This window comes from Variovorax monticola (assembly GCF_051216855.1).
In the GTDB taxonomy this organism is placed as follows: Bacteria; Pseudomonadota; Gammaproteobacteria; order Burkholderiales; family Burkholderiaceae_C; genus Variovorax.
The window spans coordinates 77,914-97,847 of record NZ_JBPJZP010000007.1 but is presented as its reverse complement, the minus strand read 5'-3'; the positions used below and the strand labels follow the sequence as shown (position 1 = coordinate 97,847).

Sequence of the window (19,934 nt, the reverse complement as noted above, 5' to 3'; positions counted from 1 at the left end):
GTCATCTCTGTCCCATAGGCCGACAGCGGTGTTGAATGCGATCTGCACCGTCAACGGCCTCAGATGCCTCCAAAAAGGCGCCCGAGGGGTTGTTCGGGAAGCTGCACTTCGGTGCCGTGCCTTGCTTGAGCGTCAGCTGGGGTGGCGTTGGTTGAGGGCTTCAAGGTACGCCCGCACGCGCTCGGTTGAATCTCCCACAGCGCGTAGCGCGATACGAAGCTCAGCTGGTGTGCACCCGAGCCGCTTAGCCCATTCCTTCGCCAATGCAGGGGAGGGCGTCGCAATATAGCGAGGCTCCCTTTCCTTTTTCAGAACCATGACTTTCCTCCAATGCCGCGGCGTCTGCATCTACATCGCTCCACTGCGGAGCAACCGATGCTGAACTTCTCTGAAGCTTGCTTGGGCTATGTGGTGAGCGAGACTGGTGCAGCAGAATGAACCGGCTGGACAGCAACGTCTAGCTGCCGGGCCACTGCCTGAATCAGCGCGTCTGCAAATCCCCCCACTGCCCTTGCCTCCTTTCGTGCGCTGGTGACCACCCGGGGCTTCGCGCTCCACGCCACGGATGCGCCGGAAGCGACCAGCGCATTGACCAACGCCACATCCTCGCTGCACTCCAGGTGCCGGAAGCCCCCCGCGCGCTCGTACGCGGCCGCGCAGACACCGAGGTTGGCGCCGTGCACATGCGAGTGCCCGTCGCCATCGGTGTAGGTCTGTTGAAAGTGCCTGGCCAGTAATGGCGCATTGCCACCGTGCGGCGTCCAGTCGGCCACTCCAACCGTTCCGCAAACGACGTCGGCGCGCAGCGATAGCTGGTCCACCAGCCACGACGGCGAAACCACCGTGTCGGCATCGGTGAACGCGAGCCAGCGCGCGCCGCGAACCAGAAGCACCTGGGCGCCCACGGCGCGCGCCATGCCGACATTGCGCGCGCGAACGCTAAGCGTCATCGCCGCAGCGGCATTGGCGAGCACGCCCGTCGCGTCCGTGCATGCGTCCAGCACCACGACGATCTCGACGGTTTCGCCCGCCAGGCCGGGGTGGCGGGCGGCTTCGCGCAAGGCATCCAGGCAGGCGCCGATGCAGGCCTCTTCATTGTGGGCGGGAACAACGATGCCGATCATTCGTGGTCTCTGTGGATGGCGGGTTGGGCCGGGATTGCCAGCGTAGAGATTGGGCCGGGCGCCACACGGGTGGCGTCAGCGCGCGCGCGATGCTGCTGTAGGCGAGCGTGTCAGCGACGAAAGCTCAATGGCGCGTTGCCGAACGAAAAAGAGCACCCCAAGCGGCGAAGACAGCCGCGCCGACCTGCTTCAAATGCGCACGATCCATGGTGCGACGTACAGCGCGAAAGGGCATCAACGCCGGCCAGGAGTTCTGTGGATGTTCGGACTACCCGCGCTGCCGCGGCACCGCTTGAACATGGGCACCGGCGTTCACTCCAAATTGGGCGGTTGATCTGAATGTCTGGTTGTGGCCGACTGTAGCCGGTCGCGCCGCTGTCGTGAACGGGCCCTCACCGGAAGTTCGCCTTCGTCGAAAGCGGACATTGAGCAGAAATTGCTCCACTGCTCAACGGTGATGTGGTTGTCCAAGACGCCAACGGGCAGGGACAGTGAACCAGCGCATAAAGCACTGCCCCTGCATCGCGCGCCCTTAGCCAGACAGACCATCCGGTTACAGTCGCGTTGATGGGAGGTACAGCGATGGTCAAGATCTCGGGAGTTGCGGCAATTTCTCTCTCCGTCCTGGTGTGCGCAAGTAGTGCGCTGGCAGGCACGGAGACCGAGCTTCTACCTAGGGACATCGGACGTGGTGTTCATATCTCTGTGCCGCGCGAGTGGCGTTCACAGCATGCTCTAGTCGAAATGGAGGAGCGCATTCGAGCGGCCGACGCAGGAAAGCCGGGGATTGCTGGAACGGTTGGCGACCAGGTGAAAACCAAGGCGGTGCTGCTGGCAGTAGGGCAGTTCGAGGACCGTACGTCATCGCAGATCAAAGTGACGAGTCAACAGCCCCCGACCATTACCCGGGCGTACATCGCCGGGGCAACGGACGAAACGCTGAAAGCCCTGGCCCCTCGCATGGAGGACAATTTGAGGGAGTACGCGCGTCACTTGGGCAACACATTAATCTCGGTGACTCCAATGCGGGTAGTCACGTTCGGTGGCCAGCGTGCCCTCACCAGCGAGTCGGTGCGTACATCGAAGTACGGGAACCTAGTTCAGCGCCAATACATCGTCGCAACGACGACTCAGACGCTGCTCTTCACCCTGGTGTTCCAGGAAGCCGAAGCAGCAACGCAGCGACCGCTGTTCCAGCGCGTGGAGCAGTCCGTGCGGGTGGACTGAGGGCAGGCGACGTAACTACGAGGCTGGACTGAGAATGTCTTGCTCCGGCTAGGAACTTCACGATGAGCCATTTCCGCAATGGTCTGGGCCGACTACCAGCCGTGTAGTTGAGCGTCTGGTGTTGGCCGCCTGCTGCCACAGGCGACGTCCTATCGAAGGCGGGAGCCACCCGGGTTCTCCGCCTCCTCGTCGCGCCTCGTCGGGTAGAACGGCTTCTTCTCGTCGAGTTGGTAGAAAAGCTGCCCATGGATTCCCATCGCTTGCGCTTTGACCAACCGTCGCGTCCACAGCGCCTCGAACGCGGTGTTGAGAGCCGCTTCGTCTACCCCGCGCTCATAAACCTCGTCGATGAAAGCAATGTCCTGGCCATCGGGAAAGATCAGCGCGAACTCCTCTTCGGTGGCCGCAAAGATGTCGTACACGCAGTTCCTTGCGCCATCGATGACCTGGATATTTTTCATGGGAAGCTGGCGGAAAAGGTGGACATCTAAGGTCTGCAAATGGCCGTCAGCCGCCGGTGGACGGGTCTGTCCAGTTCGGGCGAAGGCCTAGTGCGAACTCCTCGCGCACCTTCTTCAACGATGGCTCCCAGCCCATGGCGGCCTCGGCCTCGCCAACACACGCCCAGCAGTCACCGCCACAGTCAAGCGACAACGGGTCATCCTTTTGGTCCAGCGTGCGACCGCAAATCTGGCAGTTCATCGGGTGATTGTTCCTCACGACGTGGTTAGTGCGCACGCGCTTTTGGCGTTCGGACGCGACCGTCCGCTCCTGGCCGAGGCTGTGTGAAAACGTTCGAAGGTCATGTTTTCATGGGTAGCCAAACCATTCCCGAAGCCTCGATCGTCGATCCTGGCGCGATCTGAGAGGTCGACTTTCACGCAAGGGGCACAGCACCAGCGTTTTCACACAGCCTCGGCCGACTCCGGCCTGTCGCATTTTGCGGCGGTCGCACGGCACGGCAGCGGGATGCAGCGGAACGGCGTCGGGCGCCACGTGTCTCATCCACAAAGATTCGATGTCGCATTGACGCAAGATCAGTGTCGTTCGGCAGGAACCTCGAGAGAGGTCACGCAAGCAAGACTAGAGATCAGCTTGCGAAGCGAGCTCTGCAACTGAGACCCCGATCCCTCTGGCAATTGCCACCACCAACATGATTCCGGGGTTCTGCACGCCGCGTTCCACGCTGCTCATGTACGAGCGGTCAACTTGACTTCGATGGGCGAGCTCTTCCTGAGAAATTCCCCTCGCCTTGCGCAAATGCCGCACGGCATTGCCGAGCGCCACCAGCGCAGGATCGCGCGCATATTTAGGAGAGGGGGCCGGCATGGACAAAATGGTCCCGCCATGCGTACTATTGCACCACGGACGATATTCCACATCACAGTTGCCTCATGCTGCAAGTAGACCAACGGTTCGAGATCGAGATGCCGCCATTTCCCGGGATCGACGAGACGCATCTGCACTCTTTCCCGTGGGTCGAACACTGTTTGACCGGGCCTGTTTGGTACGCGGAGGTTTTGCCGCCGCCGTCAGAGGACGGCGGCCAATTCTGGCGTCGTTTTCTGGTGACGCGTGTTGACGATCTACTTTGCATCCTAGACACGGGGCACTGGCAGCGGTCACGTCTGTATGCATTACTCCCTGCCTACATGACAGGAGGAAGTGACCCAGCGTTCACGCGGTGCACATCCTTGTGGCGATGTCGCGCCCTCGGCGGGCAACAGCGTTCGCCATGGTTGTTCGAGACTGAGCAGGGCAACTATCTAGAACCCATGTCTGGGATGGAACTGACGGATGTCGTGCGGGTATCCGAGCACTGGCGGGACACAGGAATATCCGAACCTCGCCTTGATTGCACGTCGTGAGCGTGGCATAGCCGTATTACGAGTCCGAAGCACGTCACCGCTCTGGACGTTTGGAGCCGCGCGAGATTGCTTTTTCGCACAGGAATCTTGGCTGGCGCTCGCCGGTGTCATACAGGGATGTCGGCAGTGGGCCGACACGCGTGAGCACAGTGGGTGCACGCGCTCAAGGCCATAGCCTGAAGCTCGCTCTGCACATTTCGGCCTGAGCTAACAGCTCAAGCGCTTCGCGCTCGCATGACAAACACGAATCCGAATGGAGATTTTTACAAGCTGCGTTCGAATCGACGATGACCACAACGTCGTATCAACTACCGCCAAAAATTCGTTCTTTGCACTCACAACAGTGTGCTGACAAAGAAGAATGCCATTTTCAGAGGTAAGCGCACCTGTAAAAAATGCTTGTCGCACACCTGATCATTTAATAGACAACCTAATTGACAACCGAAAACTCAATAACCGGGGTAAGACCGTACCCGGGCGCAAACGCCAACGAACCTCGGCGTTGACTTTTCAGAAAGCAAGCCTACGATTCATATCCGTCTCGCCCAATACTGCCGAAAACAAACAGCATCCAACGCTATTGAAAGGCATCCGGACATCTTATGCCCCCAAACATTCATGAATTTCTATGGGCCACCTACGGCCCGATCATGGATGCAAAAGCGCTTTGCAAGGTCTTGCACTACCCCAGCACTACCGCGCTTAACACGGCCCGCAGCCGAGGCAGCTTGCCTTTTTCGCCTATCAGGATTGAGCACCGCCGCGGAATCTTCGCATTGACAAACGAAATCGCGCAGGTGCTGGAACGCGTGGAGCAGGACAGGACGTTGCCCTGCGTCTCAGACAAGCACCACCCCGAAAGCATTGCCGCTTGAGGCATGTGTTCTAAGGAGCCATCATGAAATAAAACACGCCATCTAACCACGAAGGCTAGACGGCGTGAGTCCGCCGTTTTACTGACGGGCCTGGTCGGGCACTTTCAGTATCTCATTCGGTTATTCATCAAGTCAAGCCTGGGGCCATAAGGCGGGCGCTTTCGAGCGCGTCGCCCACGTTCTTCTTTTGCCAAATTGATTTGATGGAGGTCGCATGACGACATCTCTAAGGCTTCGCTTTGCCCGATTGACGGGGCAGCAATCATCCTATCGAGCGCCGCGCGGAATTACCCGCAACGGGCACCGCGTGCGCGGCATCTTTGCGTCCACGCGTTTCAACTGCTCAATGCAGTGGGAATCGAGCCTCCAGTGGGACCTCATGTACCGGCTGGAGGCATCCTGGCTGGTCGCGGACGCTTGCAGCCGCCCCGCCATGATGAGCATCATCTTGGGGGACGGCACAAGCTTCCGATACACGCCGCATGCCGTGGCGATGCGGCGCGACGAGCTGATGGTCTGCCTTGAATGCGTACCGGACACGCAGAAGGCGGATAGGACATTGGCGGCGCGCCACACCGCCATTCGCACGCATCTGGCGGGGCTGGACGTTCTGTTCCAAGCTGTCAGCGAAGCCCAATTGCATCATCCCGTCGCACGCACAAACGCCCGAACACTCGCGCAGGCGTTGCGCAGCGGCCAGCCGAGCGATTACGACGTCGAGGACTGCAGGCGGCTGGCCAAGAACGGCCCGACGACCTTCTACCACCTTGAGAAGCTGCTGGGACGCGCCGCGTCTCTTCGCATGCTCGCGTCGGGCCATGCTTACTTCGACGTGCATCAACACCTTGGAGCCACCACGCCGCTGACATTTGACCTTCAGGAGCACTTCGATGCAGCTGACTTCATTTACGCCTAACAGGCAGTTCGTGCTGTTCCAGAAGGTCGTCACGGTCCGCTCGATCATCGACGCCGATCGCATCATGCTGGCCGACGAGGAGGGCAACGAACGCCTCTGGGAAATCGCCACCCTACACATCCACTATCGCGCAGGCAACCTGAAGGGCATCAAAAGCGCCCGGCGCCAGCCTCAGGAGCGAAAAGTCTGCGTGGCAGTTCGCCTTGCGGGCGACGTCAGCGAAGCGGCAAAAATTCAGGGTTATGCACGACAGCAGTATCTGGGGGCCATCGAACGCGCGGGATTGAGAGTGCGCTCGGACAGCGTCGCCCTGCGCGAAGTGCTGGAGGCGGTGCGTCAGACGCTCGGCGAACGACGCGCGCCCTGTCTGAGCACCCTGAAGCGCTGGCGTGCGCAGCTCAACGCGCAAGGCGGTGATCCTGCGGCGTGCCTGCCATATTTCGAGCGCCGCGGGGCGCCCGGGAAACAGCGCATGCGTGACGAAGTTAAGCAGGCACTGAACGCAGTGCTCGACAACTTCTATCTCACGACGGAGCGGTACTCGATCAGGGCTGCCTACGAAGTATTTGAGGGCGAGCTTCTGGAGAAAAACAAGTGGCGCCCCCATCACCAGGCCTTCACGATTCCTTCGTACTCGACCTTTGTTCGGTGCCTGCGCCGGCGTTCAGGTTTCGATGTCGTGGCCGCGCGCGAAGGTGCGGTACATGCACTTTCAGTTTTTCGCTCGACCGGCAGAAACACCGAAATGCATGGGCTCAACGAATGCTGGGAAATCGACCACACGCCGCTGGACCTGTTCGTGGTGGACGAGGAGAGCGGCCTGCCACTCGGGCGCCCACGCGTCACCATGGCCATTGAGCATTACAGCCGCTCGGTCATGGGCTTTGACGTCGGTTTCAGCGGCACCTCCGCGCAAGCGACGCTGGACTGCCTGAAGCACGCCATTCTTCCAAAGTCGTACCTGCGCGAAAAATACCCCGACGTTCAGGGCGACTGGCCATGCCACGGTATTCCGATGGTTTTGAAATGCGACAACGGGCCGGAGTTTCACTCCCACTCGCTCAAACAGGCGTGCTTCGAGCTCGGCATTGACCTGCAGTACTGCCCAATCAAGGAGCCCTGGTATAAGGCGCGCGTGGAGCGATTCTTCCGGACGTTCAGCACGCAGGCGCTGATGGGCTTGCCAGGCGCGACCGGCTCGCACTTCTACACGCGCCCAAAGGACTACGACCCCGCCGCCGGCGCGCTGATTGATCTCAAACAGTTGCAGCGCCTCTTGCACCTCTGGATCGTTGACGTGTACATGGCGCGCGATCACAGGGGGTTGGCATGAGCCCATACGAACTCTGGCGCAGCGCCTCAGCGGTCACGCCTGTTCGCCTCCCCGTGGATGCGAACGAACTGGACGTGATCTGCAGCGACACCGTCAACTGCACTCTAACCACACGGGGCATCGAGCTGGACAACTGCACGTTTAACAGCCGCTTGCTGCAAGGCATCCTGCGACAAGCGCCCAAGGGCGCCAATTCGAAAACCATGAGCGTGCCGGTTCAGGTCCGCGTCAATCGATCGCTCATGGCGTTCATCTGGGTGACGGACCCCCGCACCAACGAGCGGCTGCAGGTGCCAAACATTGACTCCGTCAAAGCAGAGCTCAGCGCCTACCAGATCAAGGTTGCCCGTGCGATGCAGCTCAAGGGATGCGACCAAGGCCAGAAGATCACCATTGCGCAGGCCCTCAAAAGGTCGCGCGAGGTGGTCCGCTCGCTTGAGATGGCGACGACGCAAAGCGCCAGGCGCCGGGCGCTGAAGCTGATGACCCTTCCTCCCGAGCCGAGGATCGCAACAGAAGTGGTGATCGCAGCGCCACCGGCTCGGCGGGCTGGCTCGCGCAAGCACCGTGTCGCAAACAGGAATTTCACTGAGGGCAAATTGGTCGAAGCCGTCGAGCGGCAGCCGGCCATCCCACAGGACGACGACCTGCCGATCCTCACTACCGTCGTGCGCCAGGCAAGGACTGACGGGGAGCAGCCATGATCTGCATCGAAACGCTTGCATTCCAGGATGCCATGGAACGCCTGGCCAGCTGCCATGCCGACAGTGGGGTGGACGACAACCCTCAGAGCATGCGGCTGTTCGGCGTTTCGGGTGTGGGCAAATCCTTCGTTTTCAAGGAATATTGCCTGCGCAACCCACCGGTCCACGGGGACGAAGTTACGCGCCTGCCTGTGGTGTGCGTCAAAATTCCGTCGAAGCCGACGCGCCGGTCGATCTTCAGGGCCTTTCTCCACGCAGTACAGATCCAAGTAGGGCCAGGATCAGCTGACTCGCTGCGCGACCGCGCAAAATTTCTCTACACGCAATGCTGCGTCGAATTTGTTTGTGTCGACGAGGTTCAGCACCTGATCGACCGCGGTCAGGCAAGAACTTTTGCCGCAGCTGCAGATGCGCTGAAAGAGATGCTCGACTTGCTGATGATCCCCGTCGCGTACGGGGGTGCTCCGCGCGCACAGATCCTGTTTACGCACAACAACCAGTTGCGCTCGCGCGTACCCGAAACACTCCGGCTCTACCCCTTTGACCTGGAGGGCGGATTCGCGCAGTTGCGCGGGTTTTTACACGAACTCGCGTGCGACATGAGCGATGAAAATCGCAAGTGGCTCGCCAGCCCCGAGGTGGCGACGCGCATGTTCTATGCGAGCGATGGCGTTCACCGCTCCATCGCTTTCATGGTCAAGCGCATGGCCCGCTTGGCCGGCGACGCGAGAAAACTCGACTACGTCACCCTCGAGAAAATGTTCGCGCGCCACTACTGGCCCAATGTGCCTGCGGTCCTCAACCCATTCCACAAGTCGTTTGCCATGCGCAGGCTCAACCGGGTTGGCGAGATTCACGAACCAACCTATCTGGATGGCGACAACCATGGGGAGGATGCAGGGTATGGGCAAGGTTAACCGCAGCTATCTGGATCCTGGCGCAGGACTGCCGCCCGCCGGAGGCTTTCCAATCTCGCTGATTCGCACGCGCCCTATTGGTACGACCGGCGCCAATCCCAGTCATGCCGAATCGCTCGCGTCGTGGATTTGTCGTCTCCAGAAAGCCAACCAGATTTTGCGCTTGAAATTGCTGATGGCGAGAGCCGGATTTTTCACCTTCGCGTTCGTCGATTGCCCCCCGCATTTCGAGTTGGCCGTGAGCGCTTGGAGCCGCCTCAGCGGGCGCAGCATGCAGGAAATCGGACCGATGTTCCTGTCCTTGCGTGATACCCAGATGACGCAAGCCAAAAGTAGTTTCGTCTTGCGCTCATGGGCGCTGCAGCCGAGGCCTGCCAGGTCTTTAGCAAATCGTTGTCGTCATGTCATATGCCCGATCTGCCTCGCACAAGACGAGGTTGCGTACTGGCGAAAAAGCTGGCGGTTTGCAACGACCGTCTGCTGCGACGTTCATGACACCCGCATGATTGAGAGTTGCCCCCATTGTCAGAGCGGCTTCGCCATACCGCGGCTTGGCTCTTGTCCGTTGAGTCACTGCGACGGCTGCGGCTTAGACCTGCGGCTCGTAAGTCCGAAAGGCGATGCCCCTACCGGCCGACTCATCCAAAAAAAGATTCGCCAGATCTACACCGACCCAGACAGTATGGCTACGCCGTCACGGGGATGGCCCTGTCGATGTCTTCGCAGGCTTCTGGCGCTGGGTTGCTCAGCAGGGGCCGAACAGACGTCGCTGGAGTCAATCTCGGATCTTCGGATTCGTGCCGGCTTGCGCAAAGAAGTTAGCCTTCGATTCGTCGATTTGTTCGTTTGCCAGCCTATTGAAATACGCTGGCGTGCTGCTTTCCTTGTGGAAGACTTCGCACGCCGTCGCCCCCAGGATTTCGACAAGCTGATCCAGAGCGGCACTAACGTTCTTGATTGGCTTGCCGAGTTTCACTCGATTTGCGCGGAAAAAAAGGACTCACACAACGCAGTTCAAGAAGCGCTGGCAGCCCCCCTGATTGAGTGCCGCAATGAGATTTCAGCCCGATCGCCTGCTCGTCAGGCCTGCACCGATCGCAGGTCAGTCTGAGCCCGAATCGCTCACCTCTTGGATTTACAGGTTGGCTTCGGCCAATGGCTTCGCCACATATGGCGAACTGATGCACAACGCTGACATCGCCCTGTCGGCACGCACGCTGGTCGACTTGGAGCCTGAGCGTTGGGCGTTGCTTGCGCGGCTGCAGCAGCTCTCAGGCGTGTGCGTCCCATTGCTGCAGAAGCACACGTTGAACGCTGTGCTCGTGGCCATGACCGGGAGCCCATGCAGCACCGCAGGGCGTTGGTTAATGCCGAGCAGCGGTCGAGGATGCAGGTTTGCAGTCTGCCCAGCGTGCCTCGCGGAGGATTCAAGGCCATACTGGCGCAGCGCCTGGCGGCTTTCGGTGAGCACCATTTGCCCTGTACACAGGCATCTTCTTGTTGACACCTGCTCGGGCTGCGCAGGCCCCCTGGTCCTCACGGGCACGCGAATGGCATCGCTGAGGCACTGCGAGCAGTGCGGTCAAGCGCTGCATGTCAAGGTGACTCCACAGGTTGCTCCACGCGTGTCGAAGTGGCGCATGGTCCCCGCGCACGAATTGCGGCGCGCTTGCCTTCCGGTTTCCGTCGCTCACAGCAAGCTCTGGTGGGACGGTGTGCGTGTGCTGTTGAACGTGCTGAGCCGTGCGCAATTCGCCAGGAAGCTGCAACAGTCAGGTCTGCCTAGGCGCTTCGCCCCCGTTTTAGCTCGCCTGACTGCCGGGCAACGCATGCCGTTCGATCACCAGCCGCTGGAGACGCGCCACCGAATGCTGGATCTGATCGATTGGCTCACGAAGGAGTGGCCAACCCGATTTGTCAGATGCATGAACAATGCGCGCATCACGCACAGCGAATTCAGCACCTCGGAAATCGAAATGCCGTACTGGCTGTGGTCGGTTTGCAAGCGGCATCTCGAAAAAAAACATTACTGGCCTAGCGTGACAGAAGTGGCCGGCGCTGTCGCGCTGCTAATGAGTACCAATCGGCAGGTCTCCAAGCACGCCGTCAAGCGCCTTCTCGGGGTAACGCAGGGGAAGGCACTGAACGTCATTGGGGCCCCGATTCTGCGCTGCCTCTCCAGCGCGGAATTGCTCGCCGTGGTGCAGCTCTTGAATGCCGACTTGAGCATCACCTCGACCGCCAGAGATGCACGGGCAAGTCTCCTGCGCGATGCGTGCAGCATCGCCGCAGCAGCATGGCTGAGGGTGCCTCTTAAGGCCGTCGCACGCCTGTCGATAATCGACGGCGAAGCGTTGCTGGAAGAGTGGAATGCGGCGGCGCGCATGGAAGGGGTCCGCAGCCAGCTCGCCCAGTACTATTTGTCTTGGATGGAGTGCTATCTGTGTCGAACGCGCAGTCGCTTCGAGCGCTACGACCTGCCACGGCAAGCGCTTTTTCTGACGCGCTACGGCGTTCCATCGCAAGGGTTCGGTTTAGTCCCACGCTTTGCAGATCTGCTGCGCCGCGCACGCATCAGCGAATGGCCGCTGGGATCACGGCTTCTAACGGCGAAGCCGAGAGACTAACCCCGCACGACGCGCATCGGAAAATGAGCAGTGTGTGCAGCAATGTGAACCGAGCTCGGGGCCGTGCAAGTGACGACTACACATAGCTGAGTCTTTGAACGGTGAGCGACCAGCCATAAGGACAAGCGCGGGTTGAACTCACTCGTTATCAGCTGCGAGCGTTTCGGCTTACTCCAGCGATTTCGTCGCGCATGCGTCGTGTGGAACGCTGGACCATCGGTACGGTGAGTCGGAGAAATTCACAACCAGCAGGCCTGATGCGTTGAGCAGCACCAGAACGTTACCAGATGCCTGCATCATCCACCCGCAAATGGGCTGGTCCGAGCTCCTTGGATCGTCTTTCGGATCGGCTTCCAGGCGCCGCACGTGCACATACGCATATTCACGAAGGCGCTCCCTCCCTCCCTTTGCGAGTTCTTCCAGCAACACGCGGTCCGTCTCCTTCGGCTTCCATCCTCCGGCCACTCTAGACGGGGGCCAATTGTTGGTCGCGGCAGCGTACTCCATCCAGTAGCTCCTGGCTCCATTCCGATAGGACCAAGCATAGAAGGCGTTAACTAGCAGGTACGCCATCATCAACAAGAACAAGATGGGCAACAGCAGCAGACTCTTGTATGCATCAGAAGAAGCCCAGTGGGTCGGCTTGCGCAAACTCTTCTTGGGCGCTTTGCGAAAAACGCCTCGCTTCTCAAGCATCTGCCAGTGCCGGGTGGCCTGCAGCGCACGCGCGTCCTTTGCTTTCCGGAGGCGGCGGGCCTCGCGCGCCATGCGCTTTCTCAATCCGAGTCGGTCACAGGCTTCACCCCTGAGCTGAAGTCGCGAACGCTCGAGCAAAAGCCGACGCATTCCTGCCGTTGCAATGTCCATGGCAGCAGACAGACATGCGAATCCGGCCACACCGGCCAAAAGCAGAAGCCACGTCTCACTTTCTACGAGCCCTTTAATCACTAGGTCCTGAGCGGACCATGAAAACATCAGCTGCGGAATGCCCGCGGCGTCGTACCAGCCGAGCAACTTCGCGCGGCCAACAAGGTAGCACGCTGCAGTCACCAAACTCAAGCAGAGAACAAGCGCTTGTGACCAATGGTCCGTTAACCAAGACGTCTTCCTTTTTTTTGGCGACTCATCTGACGCAGGTGGAAGTTCAGGGAACGCTTGAGGTACACCATCACTCGCCTGCTGAGATGATCGGTGCCGCATGTCCCTTTTTCTTACTTTGTAGTTCATCCCGGAATGTTCTTTCTCCATACGTGATCTTCCCCCAACTAGCGTGCTTGACTCTATCAAGTCGGGGGATCTCGGCGGTTCGTCAGGGCCGAGCGGAAGTGCCGCATGATTCATCAAGGCGGGCTAAGAACAACAACCTGAAGAAGCTGCTAGCCGAAGCCCACCCGAACATCCACGCACTAACCACGGTTCTTCGAGGTAAAGCGCTAGCGTGCCCCACGGGCCTGCGCATTTCGGGCCAGTGCGTCACGCGGCTAACCGTTTCGTTCATCGAATCGAGTTCCGAAATCCACTTCAAACGAATGAGGCGAAGATTTAGCCGCACACAAACAAAACATTAATTAGGCACGACGGCTTGAGCGAGTTTTCGCTGGAGGCCGCCTAGGGCGTTCTGCTTCCAAGACCACCCGCCGGCTATCGGGTGAGTTCGTTGGCGTTGATCGCTACCAGAAAGTCGAAGTCGCTGAACATGCCGCGCTTAAGCCGAGAAAATCCATCGAGCTGTTTGCTTGCGCTTTCCAGCCTGTTTTTCAACTCAGCGCCGGTGCTCACGCCAATCACGGAGCGAATCCCGTTTCGGATCTCGACGTCGGCGGCCCTCATGAACAGAGGCAGCTTGCTCGCATACGAGTAGTAGACATTGGTCCGCGGCGACCAGAACCGCGGCCACGTCTCGGTCGAATCAGCGCCGGCACGGACAACGGATTCAAGGCACAGGAGAACATCGGCCTCGGCGAGTTCTGAGAAGGTAGTCTTGTCGGGCGAGCAACGCTCTTTGAGAAGGTCCGCAGTCACAGAGACGCGATTGAGCTGCAGCCGCTTGTTCCGGTGCTCGTCCAAGGAGTTCAAATGCCCACCGAAAGCAAAGTAGTTAGACGGTTTCGGTTGGCCTTGACTGTCGCTCACGATGAACGTGGTGGTAAACAGCCGGCGCAATGATTTCCAGCGTTCATGGCGAGCGAGAGCTGCTGTCTGGATGAGCAGTATCTCAAGCGCAAAAAATGAGTAAATTTCGCTCCATCCAGGGTTGTACCGCCCCGCAGTGGCCGGTGGGCCGAAATGCTCGCCCAGCCCTTCCATCAGCTTGATGAAACTGCGCAAGGCGGCCGGGTCGTCTGCCGAAAATGCAGCCACGGCTTCGGCATATTCGGCCACCTGATCCCGAAGCCCCTTTGTTCGCTCGATGGCTTTGTACACCTCTTCGTCATAGTCGGTCCCCTCAGGCTGGACATACAGCTTGTCGATTTCGGACAGCAAACTCTTCACGAAGATTGCTTCCAAGCCCTGACGGTTCGCCTTTCCCTCCTGGATGGCGCGCAGCGCGGCGCCCAGCTCTCTAACATGGCTTGCCCCAGCGCTGCTGGTCACAAATGACGGAGGCGCACCGAGCTTGGGCTTCTCATGGAAAGGCTGCTCGTAGATCAGCCTCAAGACCTGATCAAGGCCCTCTCCATACCTCTCATCGGTGGAGACATCGATGTAAATCCGCCCCTTCATGAACACTGGCAGGCAAGGCTGGCCATCATCGTCGTACTCGCGTACCACGGGAATGAACTTCGTCTGCTGCACCTTGCTGTACAGCTCCTGGGAGATGATTTGCGACTCTGTGCCGACACCGCCGATGCGTGCGTCGGCTTTCTCCTGGTACTTGCGATCGCAGATCACCAGCACTCGAACGACAGAAGGCTCGATCACCATGCTCTCCATGAACACGAACTTGTCTTGACCTGGCTTCAGATCCCATTTGTCCAGCACGGCATCGACACCGTGATTTCGCAGAGCGATGGCGAAGTCGAGCACGAATGCCTCGTGCTCGGCGTCTGTCCAGCTGTACGAGATGAAGACTTTGGGGTGTTCACTGGTTGCGCTCATGTTCGGAATGGTGGTGGTCGGTTGGCGATGGGTGAGAGACCAGCAGAACGGCTTTTCCGTCTATTACCCACCAAGAACTCGAACGGTACCACCGCAATCCGCCGCTTCGCGAGGTGCGGTATCGACGCGACGCGGTAGTCCGAACCGCATGGCGCACCAAGTCGAGGCTGAAGCACTCGCGTGCTGCCGCGGTGAAGTTCCGTAGAAAGCATGGACAGGGTCCTCAGCTGGACGAAGCGGAAGGCGGTTGCAAAAACCGCTTCTGAGAGTTGCGCCGCACTCCGAAGCGAGTGCGCGCCGACCAGGCAACCGGATACTGTCGCCACAGCCGAACGGTCATCGAACCAACACGGTGTGACTTGAAGGAGTCAACCGGTTAGTCGCTCTTTCACTTCGGACTGGACAGCTTTGAAAGTCTCTCCAAAGCGAGCAGCGTTCTCTGGTACCTCATCGAGCATGAAATAGGCTTTGAAACGGTCCTCGATGACAAGGGGAAGTCGTTGGACGAACTTGCGTCTTAGGGATCCAATGGAAGCAGCGACGCCTTGAGCCGCCTGAATTTTTCTTTGACGCCGCGCTGACTTCGCAATTCCGTCCCTGGTTGCATGTTCGCCCAGATACGCGGACATCAACTCCCGCCACCAGAGTTCAGCTGTGACGATTGCCATTTGTCCTTTGTTCAAGCTCCGACTACTCCAACTCCGAAAAGCTGCGCCAAGGTCGGTCGTTGCAATGAGCTGCCGGTAGAAGTCGCGGAAGTGGCCGAGTAGCTCAGCCGGTTGAACTTCGTGCGATGGGCCGATCAAGCCGAGGCAGGGTGCGCCATCACCTGTGTCGATACCGCTCACGATCCCGGCACCGTGGCAACACGACAGAATGATAAAAAGCTGAAACTGACAGGCTTGGTTGATCGGGCGCAGGAGATCACAAAGCTCTTGCCAACCCATCTCGCTGCCATTGGCAAACTCCAAGCCTTCATCAGAGCCATGACATTCGATGTGCAGCCACGGTAGGTGGCCCTGCTGCGAGTTTGCAAGCAGTTCCGCTAGAACGTCTCTGAAACCTTGGGCGCTTTCGGTGGTGTAGTAGCCCATCGGCAGGGCGAAGTCAGCCTCTTCGAGAATCGGTTGGAGGTATTCAAAGAGGATCTGACCAGTCTTGACCTCGTGCGGCTCAAGGGACTCAATGATGTAGAGGCGGTTGAATCGAAGATAGGTCATCGTCGCGGGCTTAGTGAGCAGCGCTGTTACCGAACGGCGATCGGGCACAAAATGAAAGCGTCATGGCGAGCAATGAACGCCAAGGCAATTCATCCCGCCTCCTTGAATCCCCTTGCCAGGAGGGCGGGCCGCAGTTCTTTCAGGGAACTGTGCGGCACAGCCACCCACAGCAGGTCTCGGGCCCGAGTCGCCGCGACGTAGCCAACGCGGCCGACCTCGGTCTCGACGCCATCCAGGAGTGCTTGCGCATGCTCTCTGAGGGTGATGTACAGCACGGCGTCCAAGCTTTCTCCCTTCGCTTTGTGCACGGTGTCGACCCGCAGCGCCGTGGCATCGCTTTCCCCCAAGTCTTCGGCGCTTGCGAGTGGCACGTTCGGCAGCGCCTTCTTGGATAGCTTGTGCCCAGTGTTGTCGGTCGTCTTCAGGCCGAATTTCGTTTCCAACCGGGCGAGTAGCACCCTGACGCGCACTACCAGCAAAGGGTGCCAGTGCGTGTCGGCGACCAATGATGAGGAGGGGAGCCCGCTGGCCGCGTCGCGGGTGAATCCCCAGATCTCCTTCCGAAGCTCCCGATACTGCGGGTAGAGGGAGGGCTGCGTGATCTGGCTCACAAGTCCGTGGGGCGGGCTGTCCAGCAATGCGACCACGGCGATGGCTACGCGCTGGAAAGCCTTCAGGAAGTCCTTTCTGCGGTCACGCAGAACCGCGGCAGCAGCGAGCGATTTGACGAGGCCTTGACCAGCTGGCGCGTCGTCGCCGCGCAGCGTCTGCGCCAAGCCTCTGCCTCGGCAGAGGACAGCTGAGCGCTTGCCGTCGGCGCCAGCGGCGGACATTGCGCCTTGAAACGCGGTGATGAGCTGGGGGTGCTGGTTGCGCCTGTAGCCCGTAAAGAAGGCGCCATGAGGCGTGCTGGGCGCGGGCCGCTCCGCAACATCACCGCGACCGCATAGGCCGTTGGCCAGCCCGACGATGCTGGGAGCTGACCGAAAATTCCGTTGCAGCGAGTGTTGCTGCACACCAGCGCGCTTAAGGTAGTCGGTCAGAAATTTGCCGTCGGCGCCCGCGAACTCATAGATGCCTTGGTTGGGATCGCCGATCAGCGTCACGCATGAGCCAGCACGGATTAGCAGCTCAAGGATGGCTTGGTGCACCGAGCCGATGTCTTGCGCCTCATCGATCAGGATATGTGGATACCGCCGCGCCACTACTGCCAGCAGTTCGGGCCGCTCGTTCAGCGCACGGTATGCCCAATACCGCCCCAGGTCATGCGTATACGCACCGGTTCGTCCAAGCTTAGCGATGAGGTTGCGCGCTGTGTACGTGTCCACCACCTCGATCTGGTCGTTGTAGACATGAAAATAGACCTCGTCACCGTCTACGAACGCAAGGTGTAGCGAGGTGATCGGTTGAGGAAACGAAGACGTCGAGAACTTGAAGCCCTCAAGAAAGGCTTCGCTGCCCGTCACCAGGAAGGCCGCGCACGCGGACTTCATGGTCCGATGGCCATGCGGTCGGATGATGTTGGTGGTGATGAAGCCGTCCAACGTGTCGATATCGACCCGCGACCGTCCGGCGCCGGGCAGCAGGCTTTTTGCCAAGTCCTCGTACGCCTCGCGAAAGGTGTCGACGGCCACATTGGAGAACGACAGCAGCGCCACACGGCCGCGCGCATCGCCGAGATTGCGGCGCATCTGCACGAGGCGGTGCACGGCTGTCTTGGTCTTGCCGCTACCGGCACACGCGACGACGCACAACGGCACCATCGGCGCGTCGACGATGGCCTGCTGCTCGGGTGTCAACGCGCTCATGGCTTCGGAGTGGCCGCCACTTGGCAAGCATGTTTGATGGCATCCTGGATATACATCGGTACGGTGAAGGGAATCTTTCCTTCCGAAATCACCTGAGCCAGTGACTGAGCGAAGCTGCCTTTCTGGACGTTTTTCTTCGGGCGTTCAAACATGCCGCAGAACAACACTTTGGCCTTGGCCGCATCACCGACTTGCGCATCGACGGCGATGGTCAACGATTTGGCAATCCTCGGGTGCAGCTCTGCCAGAGCATCGAGCATGGCCGTGCGGTTGACAGCCTCCAGTGCTAGGTCGTACTCGAAGGTCTTGAGCCCGTGGAAAACCTTGACATGCGCGTCCTCGCAGTCCTTCATCTTGGCGGTGTTGGCCGAGACAGTGATGGCGTCACCGGGTGCTGGGTACATGGGCTCGCTGTCGTCGTCTTCCTCTTCCTCTTCAGAACCGCCCGCACTTTCGGCAGGTGGCGCCGGCAGGGGCGTGCCAGGCACGGCTACCGCGCCAGCCTCTGTCTGGAGTTCGGCTTTGGGCGGCACAGGGTCGGCGTCGGTCAGGACTGCGACTGGAATCTTCAACGCTTTATCCCCGAACAGGGGAAGGAACGAGTCGAAGTTCAGCCCCTCGACGCTAATGACGCTCACGCCGTGCTGGCGCAGATCGAAGCCGATACGCTTGGCCAGCGCGTTGACCATCATGAGCTCGGCCGCTCCCTCCACGAAGATGACACGACGGGCGAAAAAGAGTTCTGCGCGCGTGACATCGAGGTAGCGCTCCAGCTTCTCGCGTCTGCCCTTTTTAAAGACGACGCTGCGCGGGAGAAAGGTCTCTACAGCTGTGCCTGTGTCGACCAGACACACCAGGCTGTCCAGATCGGCAATGCTCGCGAAGTTCGGCGAGTGGCTCGTCACGAAGAGCTGGACAGGCTTTTCGCCTTCGACCGCCTGGATGGACTGCAGGTACTGAAGCAGCACTGCCTGAAGTTGGGGATGCAAGTGCGCCTCGGGCTCCTCGACGATCAAGCCGCGGTAGCAGGAGTCGGGGTTCTTCGTCAGCTCGCTGAGCACGACCGCCATGTAGATCAAGTTGTTGAAGCCCAACCCGTTTTGCTCAATCTCAAATGAATCCACCAGAAGCGACAGCCTGGACTTCAAGCTCTTGAAATCGGTGCCACTTAGGCCGACCTCCAAAAGCTGCGCGAGCTGCGGCCCCAGCATCGTCTGGTGCCGAGTGTTGATGGCGCCATGCGTGTTGACGATAGGCAGGTGCGCCTTCAGCTTGCCATCAAGCTCCTGCAGCGCCTTGTTTATGCCGTCGATACCAGTATCGTCGGCCAGCAGCTGCAGCAGTCGCGCAAGCTGGCTGGTGCGACCCGGCTTCAGGCCTTGCGATGCATCCCGCAGTGGCGGCAGGTATACGCCACGCAGGTTCTCCATCATGTCCGCGGTCAGACCCACCTCCTCGTGCTCGCCACACCAGCGTTTGGCGCGCAATCGGCCCGCCTTGTCGGCGTCCGAGTAGCGGATCTTGATGTGGGCCTCCAGCGCTCCGGAAGCGCTGGGCACCAATGCGGCCAAGAAGTCCGCTTCATCGTCAAGGCTGAGCCCGCTAAATACGTACTCGAACACGATGTCACCCGATGGCGTGCCACCGCGGGGCACGTGCACATCGTCTTCGCCGAGGCGAGGATAGGGTTCTTCATGACCTGCCAGCAGCGCACGCAACGCGTCGACCACGGCCGTTTTGCCGACGTTGTTTCCGCCGACTAGGACGTTTAAGCCGGCTTGAAAGGACAGCTCAGCATGCTTGAGCTTGCGGAAGTTCTTGATGACCAGCTTGGCCAGATGCATTCTTTTTCTTTCTCTATGCTTGCGGGTTCGCTGCTACCGGAGACGGGACCGAGGTTACTTGCCCGGTATTCTGAGCGGAGAGTCTGAGCATCTCCGGATCGCGCTCGCTGCCTGGACTTTTTGTCGCACTCCTCGCCGCGAATACGGCCATGATCCGCAGAGAGGCGCGCGCTAGAAGGTCAACGGGTAAGCCTTGCCATAGACCGTTTGCAGCATAGTCTTCCGCTTTCCCGTCACGACGACGACTGCAGTCGAGGAATTGCCTCGTGCAACCATTCACCCAACCAACGGACAAGGCGATTTTGAGCTTGTCGCCAGCGATGTGTGGCCTGCCCATAACCCAAAGCAATTCGCTGCCGAGGGACGGCTACC

The 19,934-nt window shown here is 59.7% G+C and carries 17 protein-coding genes and 1 pseudogene; 9 read left to right on the top strand and 9 right to left on the bottom strand.

Going from position 1 to position 19,934, the window contains the following annotated elements; genetic code table 11:
* Window positions 1-132: 132 nt before the first annotated feature.
* Entirely contained in the window at window positions 133-318 is a 186-nt protein-coding gene (locus ACSFA5_RS24520; RefSeq protein WP_435446653.1) for a DUF3606 domain-containing protein, read from the bottom strand.
* An 86-nt stretch (window positions 319-404) separates the two neighbouring features.
* Window positions 405-1,124, bottom strand: coding sequence for a glycosyltransferase family 2 protein (locus tag ACSFA5_RS24515; protein ID WP_435446652.1), 720 nt, complete (start codon window positions 1,122-1,124; stop codon window positions 405-407).
* 582 nt (window positions 1,125-1,706) lie between these two features.
* On the opposite strand from ACSFA5_RS24515, the gene ACSFA5_RS24510 reads away from it, so the two are divergent.
* Window positions 1,707-2,351 (top strand): hypothetical protein, encoded by a 645-nt coding sequence (locus ACSFA5_RS24510; protein WP_435446651.1) that lies wholly within the window; start codon window positions 1,707-1,709, stop codon window positions 2,349-2,351.
* Between the two features lie 149 nt (window positions 2,352-2,500).
* Here ACSFA5_RS24510 and ACSFA5_RS24505 read toward each other — a convergent pair whose 3' ends face one another.
* Window positions 2,501-2,812 (bottom strand): hypothetical protein, encoded by a 312-nt coding sequence (locus ACSFA5_RS24505; RefSeq protein ID WP_435446650.1) that lies wholly within the window; start codon window positions 2,810-2,812, stop codon window positions 2,501-2,503.
* A gap of 622 nt (window positions 2,813-3,434) precedes the next feature.
* On the bottom strand, window positions 3,435-3,680 hold the full coding sequence (locus ACSFA5_RS24500) for a helix-turn-helix domain-containing protein (protein ID WP_435446649.1): 246 nt from the start codon (window positions 3,678-3,680) through the stop codon (window positions 3,435-3,437).
* Window positions 3,681-4,869: 1,189 nt separating this feature from the next.
* Here ACSFA5_RS24500 and ACSFA5_RS24495 point away from each other — a divergent pair.
* The 8 genes and pseudogenes from ACSFA5_RS24495 to ACSFA5_RS24460 all read left to right on the top strand — a co-directional run bounded on the left by ACSFA5_RS24495 (window position 4,870) and on the right by ACSFA5_RS24460 (window position 11,591).
* Window positions 4,870-5,094: a hypothetical protein gene (locus ACSFA5_RS24495; RefSeq protein ID WP_435446648.1), complete on the top strand. Its 225-nt coding sequence runs from the start codon at window positions 4,870-4,872 to the stop codon at window positions 5,092-5,094.
* A 214-nt stretch (window positions 5,095-5,308) separates the two neighbouring features.
* Window positions 5,309-6,010, top strand: coding sequence for a hypothetical protein (locus ACSFA5_RS24490; protein WP_435446647.1), 702 nt, complete (start codon window positions 5,309-5,311; stop codon window positions 6,008-6,010).
* Window positions 5,985-7,343 (top strand): DDE-type integrase/transposase/recombinase, encoded by a 1,359-nt coding sequence (locus tag ACSFA5_RS24485; protein ID WP_435446646.1) that lies wholly within the window; start codon window positions 5,985-5,987, stop codon window positions 7,341-7,343. Before ACSFA5_RS24490 ends, ACSFA5_RS24485 begins: the two co-directional genes overlap by 26 nt.
* Window positions 7,344-7,396: 53 nt before the next feature.
* Window positions 7,397-8,047, top strand: coding sequence for a hypothetical protein (locus ACSFA5_RS24480; protein ID WP_435446645.1), 651 nt, complete (start codon window positions 7,397-7,399; stop codon window positions 8,045-8,047).
* Window positions 8,044-8,964 (top strand): TniB family NTP-binding protein, encoded by a 921-nt coding sequence (locus ACSFA5_RS24475; protein WP_435446644.1) that lies wholly within the window; start codon window positions 8,044-8,046, stop codon window positions 8,962-8,964. Before ACSFA5_RS24480 ends, ACSFA5_RS24475 begins: the two co-directional genes overlap by 4 nt.
* Window positions 8,951-10,075, top strand: a complete 1,125-nt coding sequence (locus tag ACSFA5_RS24470) for a TniQ family protein (RefSeq protein ID WP_435446643.1) — start codon at window positions 8,951-8,953, stop codon at window positions 10,073-10,075. Before ACSFA5_RS24475 ends, ACSFA5_RS24470 begins: the two co-directional genes overlap by 14 nt.
* Window positions 10,017-10,451 (top strand): annotated as a pseudogene (locus tag ACSFA5_RS24465) (TniQ family protein); the annotation flags it as partial. The gene ACSFA5_RS24470 and the pseudogene ACSFA5_RS24465, both read left to right, overlap by 59 nt.
* A gap of 138 nt (window positions 10,452-10,589) precedes the next feature.
* The gene (locus tag ACSFA5_RS24460; protein WP_435447070.1) at window positions 10,590-11,591 is read left to right on the top strand and encodes a hypothetical protein; all 1,002 of its coding nucleotides are present in this window, start codon (window positions 10,590-10,592) and stop codon (window positions 11,589-11,591) included.
* 168 nt (window positions 11,592-11,759) lie between these two features.
* Here the strand turns inward: ACSFA5_RS24460 and ACSFA5_RS24455 are convergent, their stop codons facing one another.
* From ACSFA5_RS24455 to ACSFA5_RS24435, 5 genes are all read right to left on the bottom strand, one after another.
* Window positions 11,760-12,818 (bottom strand): hypothetical protein, encoded by a 1,059-nt coding sequence (locus tag ACSFA5_RS24455; protein WP_435446642.1) that lies wholly within the window; start codon window positions 12,816-12,818, stop codon window positions 11,760-11,762.
* Between the two features lie 414 nt (window positions 12,819-13,232).
* Entirely contained in the window at window positions 13,233-14,690 is a 1,458-nt protein-coding gene (locus ACSFA5_RS24450; protein ID WP_435446641.1) for a toll/interleukin-1 receptor domain-containing protein, read from the bottom strand.
* Window positions 14,691-15,058: 368 nt separating this feature from the next.
* Window positions 15,059-15,910, bottom strand: coding sequence for a hypothetical protein (locus ACSFA5_RS24445; protein ID WP_435446640.1), 852 nt, complete (start codon window positions 15,908-15,910; stop codon window positions 15,059-15,061).
* 89 nt (window positions 15,911-15,999) lie between these two features.
* The gene (locus tag ACSFA5_RS24440; RefSeq protein ID WP_435446639.1) at window positions 16,000-17,718 is read right to left on the bottom strand and encodes a UvrD-helicase domain-containing protein; all 1,719 of its coding nucleotides are present in this window, start codon (window positions 17,716-17,718) and stop codon (window positions 16,000-16,002) included.
* Entirely contained in the window at window positions 17,715-19,562 is a 1,848-nt protein-coding gene (locus tag ACSFA5_RS24435; RefSeq protein ID WP_435446638.1) for an ATP-dependent nuclease, read from the bottom strand. The genes ACSFA5_RS24440 and ACSFA5_RS24435 overlap by 4 nt, the downstream gene beginning before the upstream one ends.
* Window positions 19,563-19,934: the final 372 nt, after the last annotated feature.

Coding starts and splice junctions, on each gene's coding strand:
- ACSFA5_RS24475 (WP_435446644.1), top strand. CDS start 8,044: ATGATCTGCATCGAAACGCTTGCATTCCAGGATGCCATGGAACGCCTG.
- ACSFA5_RS24470 (WP_435446643.1), top strand. CDS start 8,951: ATGGGCAAGGTTAACCGCAGCTATCTGGATCCTGGCGCAGGACTGCCG.
- ACSFA5_RS24435 (WP_435446638.1), bottom strand. CDS start 19,562: ATGCATCTGGCCAAGCTGGTCATCAAGAACTTCCGCAAGCTCAAGCAT.
- ACSFA5_RS24455 (WP_435446642.1), bottom strand. CDS start 12,818: ATGAACTACAAAGTAAGAAAAAGGGACATGCGGCACCGATCATCTCAG.
- ACSFA5_RS24450 (WP_435446641.1), bottom strand. CDS start 14,690: ATGAGCGCAACCAGTGAACACCCCAAAGTCTTCATCTCGTACAGCTGG.
- ACSFA5_RS24445 (WP_435446640.1), bottom strand. CDS start 15,910: ATGACCTATCTTCGATTCAACCGCCTCTACATCATTGAGTCCCTTGAG.
- ACSFA5_RS24505 (WP_435446650.1), bottom strand. CDS start 2,812: ATGAAAAATATCCAGGTCATCGATGGCGCAAGGAACTGCGTGTACGAC.
- ACSFA5_RS24510 (WP_435446651.1), top strand. CDS start 1,707: ATGGTCAAGATCTCGGGAGTTGCGGCAATTTCTCTCTCCGTCCTGGTG.
- ACSFA5_RS24515 (WP_435446652.1), bottom strand. CDS start 1,124: ATGATCGGCATCGTTGTTCCCGCCCACAATGAAGAGGCCTGCATCGGC.
- ACSFA5_RS24495 (WP_435446648.1), top strand. CDS start 4,870: ATGGATGCAAAAGCGCTTTGCAAGGTCTTGCACTACCCCAGCACTACC.
- ACSFA5_RS24440 (WP_435446639.1), bottom strand. CDS start 17,718: ATGAGCGCGTTGACACCCGAGCAGCAGGCCATCGTCGACGCGCCGATG.
- ACSFA5_RS24485 (WP_435446646.1), top strand. CDS start 5,985: ATGCAGCTGACTTCATTTACGCCTAACAGGCAGTTCGTGCTGTTCCAG.
- ACSFA5_RS24490 (WP_435446647.1), top strand. CDS start 5,309: ATGACGACATCTCTAAGGCTTCGCTTTGCCCGATTGACGGGGCAGCAA.
- ACSFA5_RS24520 (WP_435446653.1), bottom strand. CDS start 318: ATGGTTCTGAAAAAGGAAAGGGAGCCTCGCTATATTGCGACGCCCTCC.
- ACSFA5_RS24500 (WP_435446649.1), bottom strand. CDS start 3,680: ATGCCGGCCCCCTCTCCTAAATATGCGCGCGATCCTGCGCTGGTGGCG.